This window comes from Neorhizobium sp. R1-B, assembly GCF_004368875.1.
Classification (GTDB): domain Bacteria; phylum Pseudomonadota; class Alphaproteobacteria; order Rhizobiales; family Rhizobiaceae; genus Neorhizobium; species Neorhizobium huautlense.
The window spans coordinates 306,671-323,717 of the sequence record NZ_SOEM01000003.1 but is presented as its reverse complement, the minus strand read 5'-3'; the positions used below and the strand labels follow the sequence as shown (position 1 = coordinate 323,717).

Here is a 17,047-nt window from a genome sequence, read left to right as displayed (position 1 = left end):
TTTGCTCGGGACAGGGATTATCGTCGCAGATGCGGCCGGCAGAGGGGAATTTGATGGAGCGCAAGCGAGTCTGGGCTGGCGGAGAGTTATGGAAGCGTTTGCTGCCGGAAGAACCGCCATCATGGAAACGCGGGCTGGCCGTCGCTTTTGCATGCCTGCTCATCGGTTTCGCCATTCGCGCTTTTCTTTCGATATGGCTGACCGGTGCGCCATTTCTTACCTTTTACCCGCTGATCGTGGTGTCTGCAGCCTGGGGAGGCCCGTGGGCCGGCGCCCTGGTGATTGTCGCGGCCGCTTCTTTCGCTTTGGCCGGCGCTACCACCGGTGGCGCCTGGGCGGGCACGATGGCGGCGACCGTCATGTTCGTCGTATTCGGCGGCTTGATGGTCACCATCATCCACGCGCTTCAGCAGGCTATTCAGGCTCAGCAGGCCGCCGAAAGGGAAGCCGAAATCATGGCGCGCGAAATGCGCCATCGCGTTTCGAACATCATGCAGCTCGTTCTGTCCATTGCCCAGCTGACATGGCGCAATACCAAGGAGCCGGAACGCTTTATGCCGCTGTTCGAAGGCCGCCTCTCGGCGCTGTCGCAGTCGCATCGCATTTCTTCCGGCAGCGCCGGCGCGCCGCCCGATCTGCACGCGCTCCTTCGGGTTCTGCTCTCGCCCTATGGTCCCGAGCGGTTTCGCTTCTCCGGACCGAGCGTTCAGCTGCATGAAGCCATTACGCCGCGGATCGGTTTGATCATCCACGAACTCGCCACCAATGCCGCCAAATACGGCGCTCTCTCGGTGCCGGAGGGAATTGTCAGCGTGGAATGGAAGATGCTGCCGCAGCTCGTCGAGATCCACTGGACCGAAAGCAACGGCCCTTCGGTCACCCAGCCCGAGCGCCAGGGGTTCGGGAGCAAGCTCATTCCTGCCGCTCTATCGGGAGGAATGGGCGAGGTGGAGACGGTATTTGCACCCGAAGGCGTGCGAAGCTGTCTGCGCATACATTACGACGAGGCGCCGCCCGAGGCGCGGCTCTCCGCCTGAACGGCGGGTGTGCCTCCGTGTACCGCCGTTGATCGTCAATTGCACGGCGATCCCGAAAGCGAAGCCGCGTTTCGGGATCGCCAGCCCCAAATGACCTATTTCGAAAGCCCGAAGAACTCTCTTTTGTGTTCAACCGACAGAAGCCGCAGCCGCGCAAGGTTCCTCAGAATATTGACAGGCCGCTTCAGAGCGCTCCTGTTCAGGAAATACATCTCGATAAGACTGGGCGCCTTGCTGTGCGATCCCTTGTGCGCGACGCGATAGACCGCGCCCGGGAATGGCAGTGATTTCAATGGTGTTCCGCGCGCAGCCAAAGCTGGCGCTATGCGGACATGGCTGCCGAGCATATCCTTGATCCATTCGAGGGAAGCATCTTCTGCGCTCGGCGGCAGCCCGTAGAGATCCGAGCGGATGATCAGCGATGTTCCGCAATAGTGGCTGAACTGGTCCCGACCCAACAAAAGACTGCCGCCGTCGTCCCAGATATAGCCCTTGTCGATCGTCCAGCCGTTCTCGTTATGATGCTGCGACACATACTCGACAATCCGGGCGCTTACAAAATCGTCGTCGTCGACGATCATGAAGAAACGGCTGTCTCTGGCATCGAGCATGCCTGCAAGCACGCGCCGGCCCTTGTCGGCGCGGAAGGAATCGAGAAATTCTTCCTGGGTCGCATTGCCGCGATCATGGATGTCGTTCGGCGGAAAATCCACCCAGGTCACCGAGAATTTGTCCGGCAGCGCGGGAAGATCAGCGCCTCTGTTGGCGACGATCACTCCTCGCCAGTCAGGGCTGGTTTGATTGGAAATCGAGGCGACGGTCTGCGTCAGATTTTTCTTCAGCAGGCCCCAGTCGCGCGCATTTTTCTGGTGCCTCACGGGGATGATGAACGTTACTACGGTCATGACGGCCTCCGGTCGTTGTCTTTGGGCTGGGTCACGCTGCGACACCCGCCTGTTCCCTTGCCCATCGGATGCCGTCGTCGAGCGAGGTTGCCTTGTAAGAGAGATCCGTGCCTCCCGAAAAAGCATTCATGAAGCGCCGGATCTTGCCGTAATTGTTGTCGAGTACGGCATGGCGGCGTCCGATCAGGAGAGAGCAGATATGCACGTGCAGGCGGTCGGTCACGATAGCCTTGCCGCGGGAGATCTGCCGGATACCGCGCTGGAAGCGGTTGTTGGCCGCGGCATCCAGTTTGCGCAGCCGTACTTCCGAGGGACTGAGATGCAGCAGTGCGGATGCCGCGCCGAGCGCCTTTGCGACGCGCACCTTCGAACGGTTCTCGGTAATCCAGTCTTCCTTCGGGATGTCGGGATAGGCGGAAAAATCGACCGTCCCGACCTGTTCCTTATCCTGGCGGAGCATTGCAAGGACGGGGAATTGCGGCGTGTCGGGCTCTATACTGCCGATGCAAAATGCCATGTCCGGGCACAGATGCACCTGGCAATCGAAATTTTCCTTGGCGAACTGAAACGACTCCTCGTCCCGCACCAAGAGCACGAAGTTGCCGTGCCTGCCGATCGCGCGCTTGCTCTGCTCCAGCCGTTCCGGAGACTTGTAGTGAATCGACTGCGGAAACTGGACGATCTGCCGGTTCGGAAACAGCTCCATCACCCGCTCCCGGAAATCCTGGTGGAAGACCCAAACGTCGCCGAAATTGCCGCCCCCGTGAATGAAGATCGGACCGCTTGGGGCCGCGCTCTTGAGTTCGTCCGGTGAAAAATCGTCGGTCGTGCAGACGTAGGAGGGCCGCTTTGCGTAGCGATCCTTCAAATAAGCCATTTCCCCCAGCCAGATCGCGGAATCTCCGCAGTTCTTGATGTCGGGAAAATCCAGTATCGCCAAAGGTTCATCGGGCTTGACGAATTGCTTCAGGCAATCGTGCGTTCTGTTCTGGAGCCTGGTGATGAGTTCGGATTGCTGTACCGCGGGCATCGTACCTCTCTTTCGAAAGTTGTAATTAAACAGGCCTCTGATCAGGCGTGGCTGACTTTGGAAATCACCTTGGAGGCGATTCTTCGTATTTCGGTCTCGGGACCGTTTGGACGGTCCATGACCAGCCAAAGAAGGATACTGGAGGTGCAATAGAGAACGCCTCCAAGGCAAATGAGGATGGCGAGCTGCAGAGCCAGCGCCGTCGAGGTGGTCTCAACCCCCATCTGGCGGTGAGCAAGCAAGACGCCTGCCGCCATGATGGCCGAGCTCGCGAGCGCCCGGAAATTCGCCCACAGTTGTGCCGTCACCGGAACATTGATGAAGCGTTTGACGATGATCATGTTGACGAAAGCGCTGAAGAGACCGGTGAGCACCCGGCTGACGATCAGCCCCGGCAGGCCCCAGAAGACTAGGCCGACGGTGATCACTGGAACCCGCACCAGAAGCATCTGGGTATCGCGGATGAACAGGGTGCGGGTGTGGCCGAGAGCCATGCCGAGCGGCTGGTTGAGCGAGCCCAGCGTCTGCAGGGCGTAAACGGACGAGAGCGCTTGGATGATGAAGATGACAGGAAGCCACTTTTCTCCGAGAACGAGCCGGACGAGGGGGTCGGCAACGACCGCCATTCCTATGCCGGCAGGCAAGGCAACGGCCGTCAGCAGCGCCTGCGCCCGCTGATAGGCTGCCGCCAGACGATGGGGGTCGTGGCGGACATTGGCGAAACCGGGATAGATGGTCGCCGTCAGCGGCGCCGTCGCCTCGCGCGTCGGCGTCATGGCGAGCTGGCCGCCGAGCGAATAATAGCCGAGCGCGGAGCCGTCCAGCAGCTTGCCGATGAGCAGGTAGTCGAAACGCCAATTGAGCGTATTGACGATCTGCCCGGCGGTAATCCAGAGGGAAAACGAAAAGAACTCCCGCATATGGGAGAAGGTGAGGCGGGGGCGGAAGGGCATCACAAGGTATGACGTCAGGACGTTCGTCGCCTGCATGACCAGAGTGCCGACCACAAGCGCCCAGTAGCTGTGGTAGATGACGGCTATGGCGACGGTCGCGACGAATCCGGCAACTTTCTGGGCGACATTCAGTACGAATTCTTGCCAGAAGATCAGCTCCCGCTGGAGCATGATCCTGCGCGGATTGGCAAGCCCGTTGATCAGCAGGCTGAGGCTGAGCGCGAGCAGGACCCCGAACAGGCGCGGCTCCTCGTAAAGGACGGAGGCCGGATAGGCGAATGCGGCGAAGAGAAGGCACAATATCAGGCCGCGGGTCGCAGCCAATGTCCATGCGGCGCTGAAATGGGATTCTCCGGGATCTTCGTGCCGGATCAGCGCTTCGCCGAGGGAAAGCTCGGTAACCGTCGTGACGATGGCGAGCATGGTTGTCGCAAGCGCCACCACGCCAAAATCCGAAGGCAATAGATACCAGGCCAGGATAATGGTGCTGAGGGTCGACAATCCATTGACGATGACCCTCGAGAGGGTGACCCAGAGACTTCCCGTCACCAACCGATCAGCGATGCTCATGGCAGGCCCCTTCGATGCAATGTCGGGCATGGCTCATCCGGAACCGCCGCAGGCCGACAGCTACGCGAGGCGGCCATAAGCGGTCGACGTCGCTCGCGCCAAGCGAAAGCTTTTCCGGGTGAGCCGCGTCCGAAAGACACGGGTTGCCTATTGGGCACTACGCTCATTGAGCCCCCTATCTGCACTCTCCTCCCTGATGGAATTGCCACGACTTCCGTGACTGACGACGACCGCCCCCTCCGGCGGGTGATATAGCGGAGCCCAAAGCCACGGCCAGAGGTCCTTCATCAACTACTTGGCTGCGAATAATGTTGGTTTTGTGGAAGGCCGCGGGCAAGTGCGGAGGCGGTGTGGCGCGGCTGCGGTCCGAATGGCGGGATGACGACGTTCCGTCACGCTGCGTCGGTTCAGCGAGGCCATGTCTTTAGAGGCGCCCGAGCCGCCTCGGTTCAGAGCGATTGGCACGCTATGATTTGGCCGTGCATAAGCTATGTCGGTATTGGCGGCGGGCGACCTGGATCCGGGCCTTGCGCTTTAACAGAATGCCGCCGGTCAAGATCCCACATGCCCCCTGTGGCGGGATATCTTTTCGCGATTTCCGCAAATCCGCATGTTGCACCAGCGGCGCTTCCCGCCTCGCGACGTGTCTATGAACAGCCATCCACATCGTGGGCATGCATGCAGCCTTGTGCGCGGCAGCGTAAAGAATGCCTCGATCGACAGGCAGGCGAGGAATGCGGTCACAAGGGCCGGATCTTGCCATTGATTGGAGGCCAAAGCGGGCCTTTCCGCCTTCCACCCGACCGGCTGGGCTCCGAGGCCCTGCGCTGCGCCTGAGAACAAAAGGCCAAGCGGCTGCGCGGGTATCTCCTCATCCGAGGTGATCGCGTCGAAGACCTCGTACGACGATTCCCGTATCTCACGAACGCTGTCGAGGAAATTCCGATCCCATATCTCGGCGACCGCTGCTGCTCCACGCTCGTCTGCCAGGCCCGCCGCAAGGAGCCACGTCCCGACGTCCCGGCAGGACTTAAAAAGTTCATTGTCCGGCGGTGGCGCGCGCCGGTCATAGACCGCGTTCGAAAGGTCCAGAGCGGGGTGACCGCCTATGAAGTGCTCCGGCACCCAGGCCGTGTGATCGCTCGACAGGGAACGTAACCTCTTAAAGCTAGTTATACGGTTACAACCACGTAACCGTATAAATCAAATTATCAGGTTTCAACGACAACGGCAAACTCAGGAGCGAATCATGCAAACCCAGTCTGACAAAATTGCCCGGCGCCGATTGGGTCTATCCGGGGGAGGCGAGCTCGCCTACGTCACGGCGGGCGATCCCTCCTACCCCGGACTATTGCTGCTGCACGGTTATGCAAGCTCATCGGCCACGTTCCGTGACGTGATCCTTCCGCTGTCGCGCGCCGCCCATGTGATCGCGCCCGATCTGCCCGGATACGGGGAATCCGATCCGCTTCCCGCGCCGTCGTTTGCAGCGCTCAGCGACGCCATCGGCGAGCTGTTGCGCCATCTCGCGGTGGGGCAGCGTTTCATCTACCTGCATGATTGGGGTGCGCCTGTCGGATTGTCGATCGCCATGCAATCGCCTGAGCTGGTGGAAGGCCTCATCATTCAGAACGCCAATGCGCACCGGAGCGGATTTGCGCCGCAATGGGAGGCGACATTCGCGTACTGGTCCGATCCAACCCCGGAAAACAAGGCCAGGGCGACCACGTTTCTCACCTATGAAGGCACGCGCGACCAGTATACGCGCGACGTGCCGGCAGAGGTCGTCGCCAAAATCAAGGGCGAGCCCTGGGTCGAGGATTGGAGGGTGCTGAACCTGCCCGGCCGCATGGAGATGCAGCGCACCCTGCTTGCGGACTACGGCAAATACGTCGCCCGCTTCGATGCGATCGGCGCGTATCTCAAGCAGTGGCAGCCGCCGGCGCTGATGATCTGGGGCCGCCATGACGCCTTTTTCGACATCGCCGAAACGCTCTCCTGGATACAGGACCTTCCACGCATGGAAGCGCACATCCTCGACGGCGGACACTTTCTCCTCGAAACTCACCCCGAGCCGGCAGCAGCCTTCATGACGGGGTTCATCAAGCAAACACGAGAGAGAAGCGCAACCCGCCTCAGGGATTAACGCCTACCGCGCCGCGACCGTATCACGGCATCCCGGTCGGTGCTCATCCTAGTGCTTCGGCCTCGCCCGACGAACTCACTTCGATGGCCATGCTGTTCGACAACCGGGCCAAGTCCTCCGAAATGGCAGTTGCTGCCGATCTGAGAACAGGAACATAGCGCTCACGGGGCTCCTGGTTCGAATCAAATGCGGACTTGAAATAGGTGAGGCCGAGGCTCGCGAGAACTCTTCCATCCTTGGCGATGATCGGAACGGCGATTGTATCGGAGTTTCGTGGTTCGACAGTCGAGGAACGGGTCGCATAACCGTTCTTCCGCACTTGCCTGAGCACGCGCAGAAGTTCATCGCGATGATGGCTTAGTGCATTCTCCGGGTTCTCCGACTTCTGCAAAATATCGATCATGACGTCGCGATCTTCAGAATCGAGAAAGGCTAGATAAGCAAGGCCCAACCCGCGCGTGAGCATGCACAGGCGCTTGTTCACCGTGCTGTGGAACGGCGAAACAAGGCTGTCTGGAACCGTGCTGAAGCGGATGATCATTCCGTCATAGTCAGGCAAGGCGATGGCGACCGGCCACTTGTGCTTGCGAGTGATTGCGATCGCCCAGGCTCGGCCAGCCTCCACGACCAGCGGCCCCTTGTGGAAGCCGGAGCTCAGCGATGTAACCAGAGCGCTCACCTGATAACCACCCTGACGCGTGTCGTTCTCGACATAGCCGGCCTCCTCGAGTGTTCGAAGGATGCGTACAAGGGTCGGCTTGGGCAGTTTCGTGCGGGCATGGAGCTGCGCGATCGTGTTGATCGGCTGCTGATTCAATTCCTGGAGCACGTTCATTGCGCGCTCGATGGCTCGAATGGTCATGGGTCCTCCTCCCAGACATCCTGCGGGTATATTTCGGCTCGCGAAACGCTGACGACGATAGGTTGTCGGTGAACCAAGTCAAGCTTTAAGGCTTCCTTAGATACGCAGAGGAGGGTTTCATGGCGACAGCAGATGATTCGAAACGCAATCGCGAGGAAGTGCGCAAGCTGATAGCGGGCGTTGACGAGGCGCTGGCGGCCAGCCTCTTACGCGGCGCACTGGATCTCCACGTGCATTCGGGTCCTTCGACAATGCCGCGGCAGCTAGATCACTTGCAAGCGGCCGAAGAAGCGGCGGCAGCCGGAATGCGCGGCCTGCTGTTCAAGGACCACCATTACTCCGTAGCGCCCTTCATTCCCCTGATGGAGCGAGTTCTCGGGGATCGAGGCCTTGCCATGTATAGCGGCCTCGTGCTCAACAATTCGACAGGGGGCTTCAACCCATTCGTCGTGGACGCTCAGTTGAAGATGGGCGCAAAGCTCATCTGGATGCCGACGGCGCAGGCTGCCAATCATATCAGAAGCGCCCACCGGAAGGTTCGGCTGGCTTCAAACGTGGAATTGAGGAGCTCGCCGGCACTGAGCGTGGTCGATGGCTACGGCAACATCCTGGACGAGGTGAAGCAGATCCTCGACATGATCGCCGAATTTGATGCCATTCTGTCGTCCGGTCATTTGCATGTCTGGGAGATCTGGCGACTGTTTGAGGAGGCGAAGAAGCGAGGAGTCAAGCGCCTGCTCATAAATCACCCGATGTACGGCCTGCACTTCACCTATGACGATATCCGCGACCTGGCAGCTATGGGCGCACTGGTCGAACAGTCCGCCGGCATGTATGTCGACAGCCGCTTCAACGTATACAGCCCGCAGGAGCTAAAGGAGCACATCTTGGCTGCCGGCGTCGCTCGCTCCTCGATCGGCTCCGACCTCGGGCAGGTGGACAATCCGACGCCTGTCGAAGGCATGAGGCAGGCCATCAAGCTCTGCCTCGCACTCGGTTTCACTGAGGTCGAGGTGCGGACCATGGTGGCCGACAATCCTGCGCGTCTGGTCGGCCTGTCCGATTGACACGACAGCGGATACGAGCCGGTGAAAGTTGTTGAGATCGAAAGGCCGGGTGGTCCGGAGGTTCTCCGGATTGTCGAACGGCAACGGCCCCGTCCCGGTCCCGGCGAGGTGCTGATCCGGGTGGTCGCGGCAGGCGTCAATCGGCCGGATGTCCAACAGCGGCGCGGGCTTTATCCGCCACCGCCAGGCGCGTCCGATATCCCTGGTCTCGATGCTGCGGGCTTCGTCGAAGAGGTTGGTGCGGGCGTGAAGACGCTGAGGGTCGGGGCTCCAGTCTGCGCATTGGTCAATGGCGGGGGATATGCGCAATATTGCTTGGCGCCGGCGGTCCAATGCATGCCAATTCCGCGTGGGCTCAACTTTATTGAAGGTGCTTCGCTTCCGGAGGTATTCTTCACCGCCTGGAACAACCTGATCTGGCTGGCGCATCTTGCCGATGGAGAAACGCTACTGATCCAGGGAGGTGCAAGCGGCGTCGGGATGGCCGGAATCCAGATCGCTCGGCATTTGCGGCAAGCGACAGTTTTTGCAACGGCAGGCAGCCCGGAGAAGCGCGACGTCTGTCTGTCTGTCGGTGCAAAAGTAGCAGTCGACTACAGGGGAGCCTGGGACGACGAAATTCGCAAACATACCGGCGGCGCGGGCGTCGACGTCATCCTGGATGGACAGGCAGGTCCGAAGACTCAGCGGCAGCTTGACCTGCTCAAGATGGATGGGCGCCTGGTCTTCATTGCAAGCCACGAGGGCGAAACGGCAGAGGTCAATGTAAGGTCGCTGGTTCGCCGCCGCCTGACTATCGCGGGCTCAACCCTGAGGCCTCGAACAGCGGATTACAAAGGTCGGCTGGCGCGCGAGCTTGTCGCGCAGGTCTGGCCGCTGATTGAGGATGGGCGCATCAAGACGCACATTCACCAGGCTGTACAGTTTCATCAGGTGGAGGACGCTCACGCCATTCTCGACGAGAACCGGCAGATCGGCAAAGTCGTGCTGGTCCTCGATCCGGCGATTGCGACCACTGTGCCCGGACCAATGCAGCCATTCTAGAAAGCGAGAGACAAAGATGACCGATCAACGACCGAGCTTCACCATGTTCCGTGAGCGTCTTCTTGCCCGTGAGCGGATGCTGGGAACCTTCCTGAAGCTGCCGACGACCCAGGTGGTCGAAATGCTCGGGCCGCTTGGCTACGATTTCGTCGTCATCGACCAGGAGCACGCGCCGCTGGATCGCGGCATCACCGATCTGATGATCCTTGCGGCCCGCGCATCCAACATCGCGCCTCTGGTCCGCATTGCCGAATTCAGTGCCGCGACCATCCTTTCGGCGCTGGACTGCGGAGCCATGGGAATCATGGTTCCGCATGTCAATTCGGTCGAAAAAGCTGAGGCTGTTGCCCAAAGCTGCCGTTATGCGGGGGGCACTCGGGGCTTTGCCGGCCTGACGCGCGCCAGCACCTGGGGCAGTGTCGCCGGCGCGCAGCACATGAAGGCGCAGGACAGGCAGGTTGCCTGCATCGTCATGATCGAAGATCAGGATGCGATCGAGCACGCGGAAGCAATCGCCCGAGTCGATGGAGTGGATGCGCTATTCATCGGTCGGGGCGATCTCACCGCTTCGTTCGGGAACGATCCGGATGCCGGCAGCAAGGTTGCGGAGATCAGCAGGAAAGTCGCTGCCGCAGCCCGAGAGGCCGGCGTTCCGCTCTTGATGTTGCCGACGACCAGAGACGATTTTGAATTTGCGAAAGGTCTCGGGGCAAGCGCCTTGTTGCTCTCAAGCGATCATGGCTTCATCCGCTCCGCCGCGGCCAAGACGATCAAAGACTTCTCAGACTGATTCAGCGTTTAACAAATGAGCATTCGATCGGAGAGAGATGTGACTGCAATCGATATCCCCATGGCCACGGTACCCGAAGTGGCCGTTGTCACAGGAGGAAGCAGCGGTATCGGCAAGGCTACAGCAGCCCGCCTGGCGGAGCTGGGTTCAACCGTCGTCGTCGGCTACAACAGCCGGGCGGATGCCGCCAACGACGTGGTAGGCAGCCTCAAAGGAACGGGCCACATCGCCATGCGCATCTCGATCGATGATCCCGCATCAATCGCCGACGCTGCTGCTGCCGTAGGCGACCGATTTGGGAAGATCGATACGCTCGTCAACTGCGGTGGTGCGACGACGCCGGTTCCCGCCGCTGACCTAGAGGGTCTTACAGACGACATATTCGACCGCACGGTTATGCTTAACCTCCGCGGCCCATTCGCAGTGATCCGTGCGTTTCGGCCGCTGCTGGAACAGGGCGACAACGCTTCCATCGTTAATCTTTCCTCGATTGCTGCGCGCACGGGGATCGGAAGCAGCCTCGCCTATCTTGCGGCAAAGGGTGGGCTTGATTCACTGACGATTGCGCTTGCCAAGGTGCTGGCGCCGAAAGTGAGGGTGTTTTCGGTATCGCCTGCAGGTGTCGACACCGATTTCGTGCCCAACCGCAGCCGCGAGCAGCTCGAAAAGGTCGCAGAAAAACTGCCGCTGGGGCGGGTGACGACACCCGACGACGTGGCGCGCGCGGTGATTGCCTGTATCGTTAACCTGACGAGTTCCACCGGGATCATTGTGCCGGTGGATGAAGGCCGGCATCTATAAGGAGCGTTTCGAGCCAGTGCCAGGGCCGTCAGGCGAAACGCCGAGGAGATTACGTTGCCACCGGCGCCCGGTCCTGTACTGCTCTCAAACTCCGAGTCTTCTGGGGAGGATGCCGATGAAGATCAGTCGAGATAGTATATTAGGGCTTTTTTTTGCAGTGACCGGCTGTGTCGTGCTGGGGATTGCAGTCCAGTATCCATTCGGCACGGCAGGCCGCATGGGGCCAGGCTTTTTTCCCGTCATCGTATCAGGCCTTCTTGTCGCGACCGGTATCGGCGTTCTTGTCCGGTCGGTTTCCGGATCAGTTGAAGTCTTGTCTGCGATCAACTGGAAGGCGCTAATCATGGTGCCTGCAGCGATCGTTGTCTTCGGTTTAGCGATCGAGCCGCTTGGCTTCCTGCCAGCCGTGCTGCTGCTCCTCGTCCTATGCGCCGTGACGAGCGTCAAGTTTCACATTGAGTTGAAGTCGGCAGTCGGAGCGCTGGCCTTCACCGGACTGTGTACCGTGCTCTTCATCGAACTGATCGGGTTGCCGATTCCGGTGCTCGGCACCTGGCTACACGAATAGGACTTGTGGTTCCAACATGGATATCTTCAACGGACTTCTGCTGGGCTTCTCGACTGCCACGACGTTTAGTAATTTTCTCTATTGCTTCCTTGGGGTTTTGCTCGGCACGACTGTCGGCGTGTTGCCCGGACTGGGGCCGGTCGCGACAATCTCCATGCTTCTGCCCTTCACTTTCGGACTTCCCGTCGATACTGCACTGATCATGCTGGCCGGCATTTTCTATGGATCGCAATATGGCGGGTCGACAACCGCGATCCTGATGAACCTTCCGGGCGAGGCTTCCTCGGTCGTAACCACGCTTGATGGCCATGCAATGGCCAAACAGGGCAAGGCGGGCCGTGCTCTTGCAGCAGCGGCGATCGGCAGCTTCTTCGCCGGCACTGTGGGCACGCTTTTCATCGTGGTCTCGGCGCCGTTGCTTGCCAGTTTTGCTCTGACTTTCGGCCCGGCGGAATATTTCTCCTTGATCGTGCTTGGGTTGATCACGTCGATGGTGCTGGCCAGCGGGTCGATGCTCACTGCTTTGGGTATGGCCCTGTTCGGCGTCATGCTGGGGATGATCGGAACAGACGTTAATTCGGGCGCTGCGCGTTTTACCTTCGGCACACCGAACCTGCTCGACGGGTTGAACTTCGTGGTGGTCGCGACGGGCATCTTCGGCCTAGGCGATGTCCTTGCTAATCTCGAGGACGAACGCAGCCGGCCGGCCAGCGTCGCGACCGTCAGCAGTCTCTTCCCGACCCGCGAGGACTGGAAACGCATCATAGCGCCGGTGCTTCGCGGTACTGGGATTGGCGTCCTGCTCGGCGTCCTGCCCGGAGCGGGGGTTCTCCTTGCGTCCTTCTCGGCCTACGCGCTGGAAAAGAAGGTTTCGCGTCGTCCCGACGAGTTCGGCAAGGGAGCGATCGAAGGTGTGGCTGCACCCGAAGCGGCCAACAACGCGGCGGCTCAGACATGTTTCATCCCGATGCTGACGCTCGGTCTGCCCGGCACGGCAACCATGGCGCTGATGATCGGGGCCTTGGTGGTGCAGGGTGTGCAGCCAGGACCGGAAATCTTGACACAGCAACCGGCACTCTTCTGGGGCCTCGTGGTGTCCATGTGGCTTGGCAACCTGATGTTGCTGTTCTTGAATCTCCCGCTCGTCGGCTTGTGGGCCAAACTGATTTCGGTGCCGTATCACTACCTGTTCCCGATGATTTGTGTCTTCGTGGCGATCGGCGTCTACAGCATCAACAACAGCGTGTTTGACGTTTACATGATGGCCCTGTTCGGGGTGCTGGGATATTTCTTCAGGAAGGTCGGCGCAGAACCCGCGCCGCTCATCCTCGCGATGATCCTCGGTCCGATGGCCGAGGAATATCTGCGCCGGGCGCTGCTGATCTCGCATGGCGACGCCAGCGTCTTCTTCACCAGTCCGCTCAGCCTTGGGACCCTCATTGTTGCAGCGTTGCTGCTTCTATCGATCATATCTCCACGTTTTCGCAAAGTACGCGAGGAAGGGCTGCAGGAGGCAGACTAAAAGTCGTCGGCTTCCTGCACCTTCGCACGATCGGCATTCAACACATCAGGAAACGCTATGCCACAAGACCTCGACGCTCGCTTGCGTGCACATCTCGACCGGGAGGAAATCTTTGACCTTGTCAGGCGCGAGCGCTTTGCACGCGACCAGCGCCGTTTCGACGTGATGGCCGAATGTTTTCATCGCGACGCCTATGTCCGCACGAGTTGGTATGACGGCCATGGCGGTGATGTCTATGTGGAGGCGACGCGGAAATGGATGGGTGATACCGGCAACAGCAAGCACTGGGTATTTCCGGCCTTTGCCCAAATAGCGGAAGACCGGGCGACGGTGGAAAGCCCGGCGATGATCTTCAATCGCGCGCGGCTTGGGGATGTTGAGGTAGATTTTCATGTGTTCTGCCGCTTCTTCTCCCGCGTAATCAGGGAGGGCGGTGTGTGGAAACTCCTGTCCTTCCACGTTTTCTTCGAGCGCGACGTGATGAAGCCGGTTAACCCGTCCGAAACGCTTCCGATCGACTGGAGGCAGCTCAACATGATGCGGCCCTCCTACAAGTTCCTCACCTATATCCAGACTGTAAGGGGAGTGAAGGTCAATCCCGACCTGCTTGGCGACGACCGGCCGGATGAACTTGCGGCCTTCCACGCAAGTGAGGAGGTTTGGTTGGCCGGGGGCGAGTAGGAAGGGTTCCTGGTTGTCTGGGCCATTCCATAGAGCGAAACAACGGAAGCCAGATGTTCGAAAGGTGACCGGGTTGTTTTAGTTTAACACTCAAGAGTGGGAGGAAGAACAATGAAGAGACGCGAATTCATGGTGCTCAGCGGCACTGCATCCTTGTTGGCCGCAAGCGGAACCGCATGGTCAGCGAGCAAGTGGCCGAGTAAATCCGGTGTGGTAATATCGGCGTACCCCCCAGGTGGCACGAGTGACATCATCACCCGCCTAGTGGCGGATGCCTTGACCGCCAAGTTCGGCCAGCAGTTCGTCGTGGAGAACTACGCCGGCGCGGCGGGGGCGTTAGCCGGCGGCAAGCTCGCTCGCGCGGCGCCTGACGGTTACACGATCATGGTAAGCGGCAGCGCGCCGATCGCGGCAAACAAGGTCGTGCAGAAGAACCTTGCTTACGATCCTCAGGTGGATTTCACTCCGATTTCGATCGTCGCCGAGAGCCCCGCGCTACTGACTGCGAGTGCTTCTGCCCCAGCGAAGTCGCTTCAGGAGCTCGTTGCTTACGCCAAGGCGAACCCCGGCAAAGTAAATATCGGCAATCCCGGCGCCGGTACGAAGGGACATATCGCAGCGGCGATCATAGGGCAGATGGCAGGGGTCGAAATCAACCACATCCCCTATAAGGGGTCACCGCCGCTGCTGACGGATCTGCTTGGCGGCCATATCCATTTCGCTCTCGATGCCCCCTCGAACTATCTGCCGCATATCCGTGACGCCAAGATTCGCGGGCTTGCTGTGACATCTCTCAAGCGTGCCAGTGAGATGCCGGATGTGCCCACGGTCGCTGAACAAGGGTTCAAGGATTACAACCAGACTTTGTGGTTCGGTGCCGTCGGTCCGAAGGGCATGCCTGCCGAAATCGTCGACGCGCTCCATGGCGCTATCAAGGAATGGACGGACATGCCGGCGACACAGGAAAAGCTGAAATCGCTTGGCCTCACTCCGATTGCCAATACTCCGGACGAAATGCGAGCCGCAATCGACAAAGAAATCGAATCCATCCGGCCACTTGTAGACGCTGGTCTCGTGCAGCCGACCTGATTCTGATCAACATCCAAAGCTGGATGACAAGAAGCCCCGGAGAAATCCGGGGCTTCTCGGGTCAGGCTCCTGGCATCGGGTAGTCACCCTCGTTGAGGACCCAGCCGGGCTTAAGTGAAAAATCCATGCGCGGCGGTGCAAAAATGTCGACGAGCTGGTTCACGCCGCCCGATTCTGCTGTGGTGGTGTGGATCGATGGGGGTGGGATAACGCAGGCTGACGGTGACTCGCAGTAGAGATGCTCATCTTCCCGCCAGATGTTCATGTTCGTTGTCCACGGCCAACGCAGATGGTGCGTGAACGCACCGCTCAGCGCCAGCGAGCATTGTTCAAAATCGTCATGATGATGCGGCGAGACCTGGTCGCGTGCCCGGGGTCCAACACGCGGCGTGAGGTAGTTGATCATGAAGGTTGTGCAGCGATAAATCCTGCCGAACCGTGATGTATCCTCGGGAACATCCAACGTGTACCACCTGAGCTTTAGTCCGTCTTTTGGCTCCGGCCATGCTTCGAAGGGTGGAACGTTGGGATGCTCTCCTTTGAAGGCGTCCGCATTGGAAGCCGCACTGGCCAGGTCATCCGATTTCGGCGTGAAGAGCCGGACAATGTTGCCTGAGCTCAGCATGCGGATGCTGCTTTCACCTGGCGGCACAAAGGCGACGGAGTAGCCCGGAACAATAGTGACGCCCTCCTTTGTCGTGATTTCGACGCTGGTGTCCCGGTCAGGGATGATCAGGGCGTATTCGTCGGGTTGGGCGCTGCGTGGAAAGACGCCGTTCTGCTGCGCGTCACTGTAAGCGATGACAAAATTCTCGCCACGGCTGATCCAAGTCTTGCCGTTCTGGTCCGAAACCTGCGGTTCGGTCGCGTAATAGAGGCTGAGCTGCGAGCCGAAATAGCTCTGGTGCACATGGTTCTTCTTTGGCGTCGCAGCTTGGATCAGGCTGGCTCTGGGGTCACTCTGGTCGTACATGGTTCCTCCGCTTCGGTTTGGAATTGGTCGGCAGGCATCAACGGCCTCGCTCACTTGGGCAACTGTTTCTTCAGCCTCAGGATCTCGCGCGCATCTCCAGGCGTGGCGATCGAGCCACCCAGTTCCTTCAGGATGCGTACGGCTTTCTGGACGAGCTCCGCATTGCTTTTGGCCAGCACGCCCTTTTCAAGGTAGATGTTGTCCTCCAGCCCGACGCGCACATGCCCGCCCAGCAGCCAGGCCTGCGCCAACATGGGAAACTCCCATCGGCCAATGCCGAACGCGGCCCAGTGGGAGCCGGCGGGCAATAGCGATTTCATATAGGCAAGGGTTTCCGGTGTAGCGATTGCGCCATAACGGACGCCGAGCACGATCTGGAAGAGGGCGGGCGAGTCGAGACGGCCTTCTTCGATGAACTGGTTGGCGAGTTGAATATCACCGGTATCGAAAACTTCCAGTTCGGGAAGGACGCCTGCTTCGCGAATGATGTCGGCCATGATGGCGAGGTTGCGCGGCGTGTTGATCACCACTGACGTGCCGGAATACATCGTATTGAAATCGAGGCTGCAGATTTCCGGCCGGAGTGTCGCGATATGCTCGACGCGTCGCTCGGGCGGCAGCAGCGTGGTTCCGGGCCCGGCAATGCTCGGATCCTTTTCGCCAGGCACGTACCTTCCTCCAGGTCCGGTGGTAAGATTGATGATGACATCCTCATCGGCCGCGCGAAGGCGATCCACGACTTCGCGATAGTGTTGCAGTTCCATGCTTGGACGCCCGTCAGGATGCCGGACGTGAATATGCACGATCGCCGCGCCGGCCCTGACCGCTTCGAGGCAGGAATTAGCGATCTGCTCAGGCGTGACCGGCAGATAGGGGGTCGATTCGACGCTGGTGATATTACCCGTGACGGCGCAACTGATGATCGTAGGATAGGCCAAGCTTTTCTCCGTGCTTCCAAAGGCGGTGCTATGATGGTGACGGTCTCCTCGCTCGCATCTGCGCCAGCCGA

At 59.8% G+C, this 17,047-nt stretch carries 17 protein-coding genes; 10 read left to right on the top strand and 7 right to left on the bottom strand.

Going from position 1 to position 17,047, the window contains the following annotated elements; translation table 11 throughout:
- Positions 1–53 precede the first annotated feature (53 nt).
- The gene (locus tag EDE05_RS06530; RefSeq protein ID WP_157949058.1) at positions 54–1,037 is read left to right on the top strand and encodes a sensor histidine kinase; all 984 of its coding nucleotides are present in this window, start codon (positions 54–56) and stop codon (positions 1,035–1,037) included.
- 95 nt (positions 1,038–1,132) lie between these two features.
- Here EDE05_RS06530 and EDE05_RS06525 read toward each other — a convergent pair whose 3' ends face one another.
- The 4 genes from EDE05_RS06525 to EDE05_RS06510 all read right to left on the bottom strand — a co-directional run bounded on the left by EDE05_RS06525 (position 1,133) and on the right by EDE05_RS06510 (position 5,620).
- Entirely contained in the window at positions 1,133–1,942 is an 810-nt protein-coding gene (locus EDE05_RS06525) for a galactosyl transferase (RefSeq protein WP_105372938.1), read from the bottom strand.
- 31 nt (positions 1,943–1,973) lie between these two features.
- Positions 1,974–2,972: a polysaccharide pyruvyl transferase family protein gene (locus EDE05_RS06520; protein WP_105372937.1), complete on the bottom strand. Its 999-nt coding sequence runs from the start codon at positions 2,970–2,972 to the stop codon at positions 1,974–1,976.
- Between the two features lie 41 nt (positions 2,973–3,013).
- Positions 3,014–4,495, bottom strand: coding sequence for a lipopolysaccharide biosynthesis protein (locus EDE05_RS06515; protein WP_105373062.1), 1,482 nt, complete (start codon positions 4,493–4,495; stop codon positions 3,014–3,016).
- A gap of 552 nt (positions 4,496–5,047) precedes the next feature.
- Positions 5,048–5,620 (bottom strand): CGNR zinc finger domain-containing protein, encoded by a 573-nt coding sequence (locus EDE05_RS06510; protein WP_105372936.1) that lies wholly within the window; start codon positions 5,618–5,620, stop codon positions 5,048–5,050.
- A 124-nt stretch (positions 5,621–5,744) separates the two neighbouring features.
- On the opposite strand from EDE05_RS06510, the gene EDE05_RS06505 reads away from it, so the two are divergent.
- Positions 5,745–6,641: an alpha/beta hydrolase gene (locus EDE05_RS06505; protein ID WP_105372935.1), complete on the top strand. Its 897-nt coding sequence runs from the start codon at positions 5,745–5,747 to the stop codon at positions 6,639–6,641.
- A 43-nt stretch (positions 6,642–6,684) separates the two neighbouring features.
- On the opposite strand, the gene EDE05_RS06500 is transcribed toward EDE05_RS06505, so the two are convergent.
- Positions 6,685–7,503, bottom strand: a complete 819-nt coding sequence (locus EDE05_RS06500) for a helix-turn-helix domain-containing protein (protein ID WP_105372934.1) — start codon at positions 7,501–7,503, stop codon at positions 6,685–6,687.
- 119 nt (positions 7,504–7,622) lie between these two features.
- Between EDE05_RS06500 and EDE05_RS06495 the strand changes: the two genes are divergently transcribed.
- The 8 genes from EDE05_RS06495 to EDE05_RS06460 all read left to right on the top strand — a co-directional run bounded on the left by EDE05_RS06495 (position 7,623) and on the right by EDE05_RS06460 (position 15,065).
- The gene (locus EDE05_RS06495) at positions 7,623–8,570 is read left to right on the top strand and encodes a DUF6282 family protein (protein WP_105372933.1); all 948 of its coding nucleotides are present in this window, start codon (positions 7,623–7,625) and stop codon (positions 8,568–8,570) included.
- A 21-nt stretch (positions 8,571–8,591) separates the two neighbouring features.
- Positions 8,592–9,614, top strand: coding sequence for an NAD(P)H-quinone oxidoreductase (locus EDE05_RS06490; protein ID WP_105372932.1), 1,023 nt, complete (start codon positions 8,592–8,594; stop codon positions 9,612–9,614).
- 16 nt (positions 9,615–9,630) lie between these two features.
- The gene (locus EDE05_RS06485) at positions 9,631–10,404 is read left to right on the top strand and encodes an aldolase/citrate lyase family protein (protein WP_245422923.1); all 774 of its coding nucleotides are present in this window, start codon (positions 9,631–9,633) and stop codon (positions 10,402–10,404) included.
- A 39-nt stretch (positions 10,405–10,443) separates the two neighbouring features.
- Complete coding sequence (locus EDE05_RS06480) at positions 10,444–11,205, top strand: SDR family oxidoreductase (protein WP_245422922.1); 762 nt, start codon at positions 10,444–10,446, stop codon at positions 11,203–11,205.
- A gap of 115 nt (positions 11,206–11,320) precedes the next feature.
- Positions 11,321–11,773 carry a tripartite tricarboxylate transporter TctB family protein gene (locus EDE05_RS06475; RefSeq protein WP_157949057.1) on the top strand — a complete coding sequence of 151 codons (453 nt, stop codon included), beginning with the start codon at positions 11,321–11,323 and terminating at the stop codon, positions 11,771–11,773.
- 16 nt (positions 11,774–11,789) lie between these two features.
- Positions 11,790–13,295 (top strand): tripartite tricarboxylate transporter permease, encoded by a 1,506-nt coding sequence (locus EDE05_RS06470; protein ID WP_105372929.1) that lies wholly within the window; start codon positions 11,790–11,792, stop codon positions 13,293–13,295.
- A 57-nt stretch (positions 13,296–13,352) separates the two neighbouring features.
- Entirely contained in the window at positions 13,353–13,976 is a 624-nt protein-coding gene (locus EDE05_RS06465; protein WP_105372928.1) for a nuclear transport factor 2 family protein, read from the top strand.
- Between the two features lie 111 nt (positions 13,977–14,087).
- Positions 14,088–15,065 (top strand): tripartite tricarboxylate transporter substrate binding protein, encoded by a 978-nt coding sequence (locus EDE05_RS06460; RefSeq protein WP_105372927.1) that lies wholly within the window; start codon positions 14,088–14,090, stop codon positions 15,063–15,065.
- 61 nt (positions 15,066–15,126) lie between these two features.
- On the opposite strand, the gene EDE05_RS06455 is transcribed toward EDE05_RS06460, so the two are convergent.
- The gene (locus tag EDE05_RS06455) at positions 15,127–16,038 is read right to left on the bottom strand and encodes a hypothetical protein (protein WP_105374368.1); all 912 of its coding nucleotides are present in this window, start codon (positions 16,036–16,038) and stop codon (positions 15,127–15,129) included.
- 50 nt (positions 16,039–16,088) lie between these two features.
- Positions 16,089–16,976 carry a 3-keto-5-aminohexanoate cleavage protein gene (locus tag EDE05_RS06450; protein WP_105374373.1) on the bottom strand — a complete coding sequence of 296 codons (888 nt, stop codon included), beginning with the start codon at positions 16,974–16,976 and terminating at the stop codon, positions 16,089–16,091.
- Between the last annotated feature and the right edge of the window lie 71 nt (positions 16,977–17,047).

What these genes read in the sequence shown, in the direction of transcription:
- EDE05_RS06515 (WP_105373062.1), bottom strand. Translation starts at nt 4,495, where the DNA reads ATGAGCATCGCTGATCGGTTGGTGACGGGAAGTCTCTGGGTCACCCTC.
- EDE05_RS06520 (WP_105372937.1), bottom strand. Translation starts at nt 2,972, where the DNA reads ATGCCCGCGGTACAGCAATCCGAACTCATCACCAGGCTCCAGAACAGA.
- EDE05_RS06505 (WP_105372935.1), top strand. Translation starts at nt 5,745, where the DNA reads ATGCAAACCCAGTCTGACAAAATTGCCCGGCGCCGATTGGGTCTATCC.
- EDE05_RS06455 (WP_105374368.1), bottom strand. Translation starts at nt 16,038, where the DNA reads ATGTACGACCAGAGTGACCCCAGAGCCAGCCTGATCCAAGCTGCGACG.
- EDE05_RS06465 (WP_105372928.1), top strand. Translation starts at nt 13,353, where the DNA reads ATGCCACAAGACCTCGACGCTCGCTTGCGTGCACATCTCGACCGGGAG.
- EDE05_RS06485 (WP_245422923.1), top strand. Translation starts at nt 9,631, where the DNA reads ATGACCGATCAACGACCGAGCTTCACCATGTTCCGTGAGCGTCTTCTT.
- EDE05_RS06475 (WP_157949057.1), top strand. Translation starts at nt 11,321, where the DNA reads ATGAAGATCAGTCGAGATAGTATATTAGGGCTTTTTTTTGCAGTGACC.
- EDE05_RS06470 (WP_105372929.1), top strand. Translation starts at nt 11,790, where the DNA reads ATGGATATCTTCAACGGACTTCTGCTGGGCTTCTCGACTGCCACGACG.
- EDE05_RS06530 (WP_157949058.1), top strand. Translation starts at nt 54, where the DNA reads ATGGAGCGCAAGCGAGTCTGGGCTGGCGGAGAGTTATGGAAGCGTTTG.
- EDE05_RS06525 (WP_105372938.1), bottom strand. Translation starts at nt 1,942, where the DNA reads ATGACCGTAGTAACGTTCATCATCCCCGTGAGGCACCAGAAAAATGCG.
- EDE05_RS06500 (WP_105372934.1), bottom strand. Translation starts at nt 7,503, where the DNA reads ATGACCATTCGAGCCATCGAGCGCGCAATGAACGTGCTCCAGGAATTG.
- EDE05_RS06460 (WP_105372927.1), top strand. Translation starts at nt 14,088, where the DNA reads ATGAAGAGACGCGAATTCATGGTGCTCAGCGGCACTGCATCCTTGTTG.
- EDE05_RS06495 (WP_105372933.1), top strand. Translation starts at nt 7,623, where the DNA reads ATGGCGACAGCAGATGATTCGAAACGCAATCGCGAGGAAGTGCGCAAG.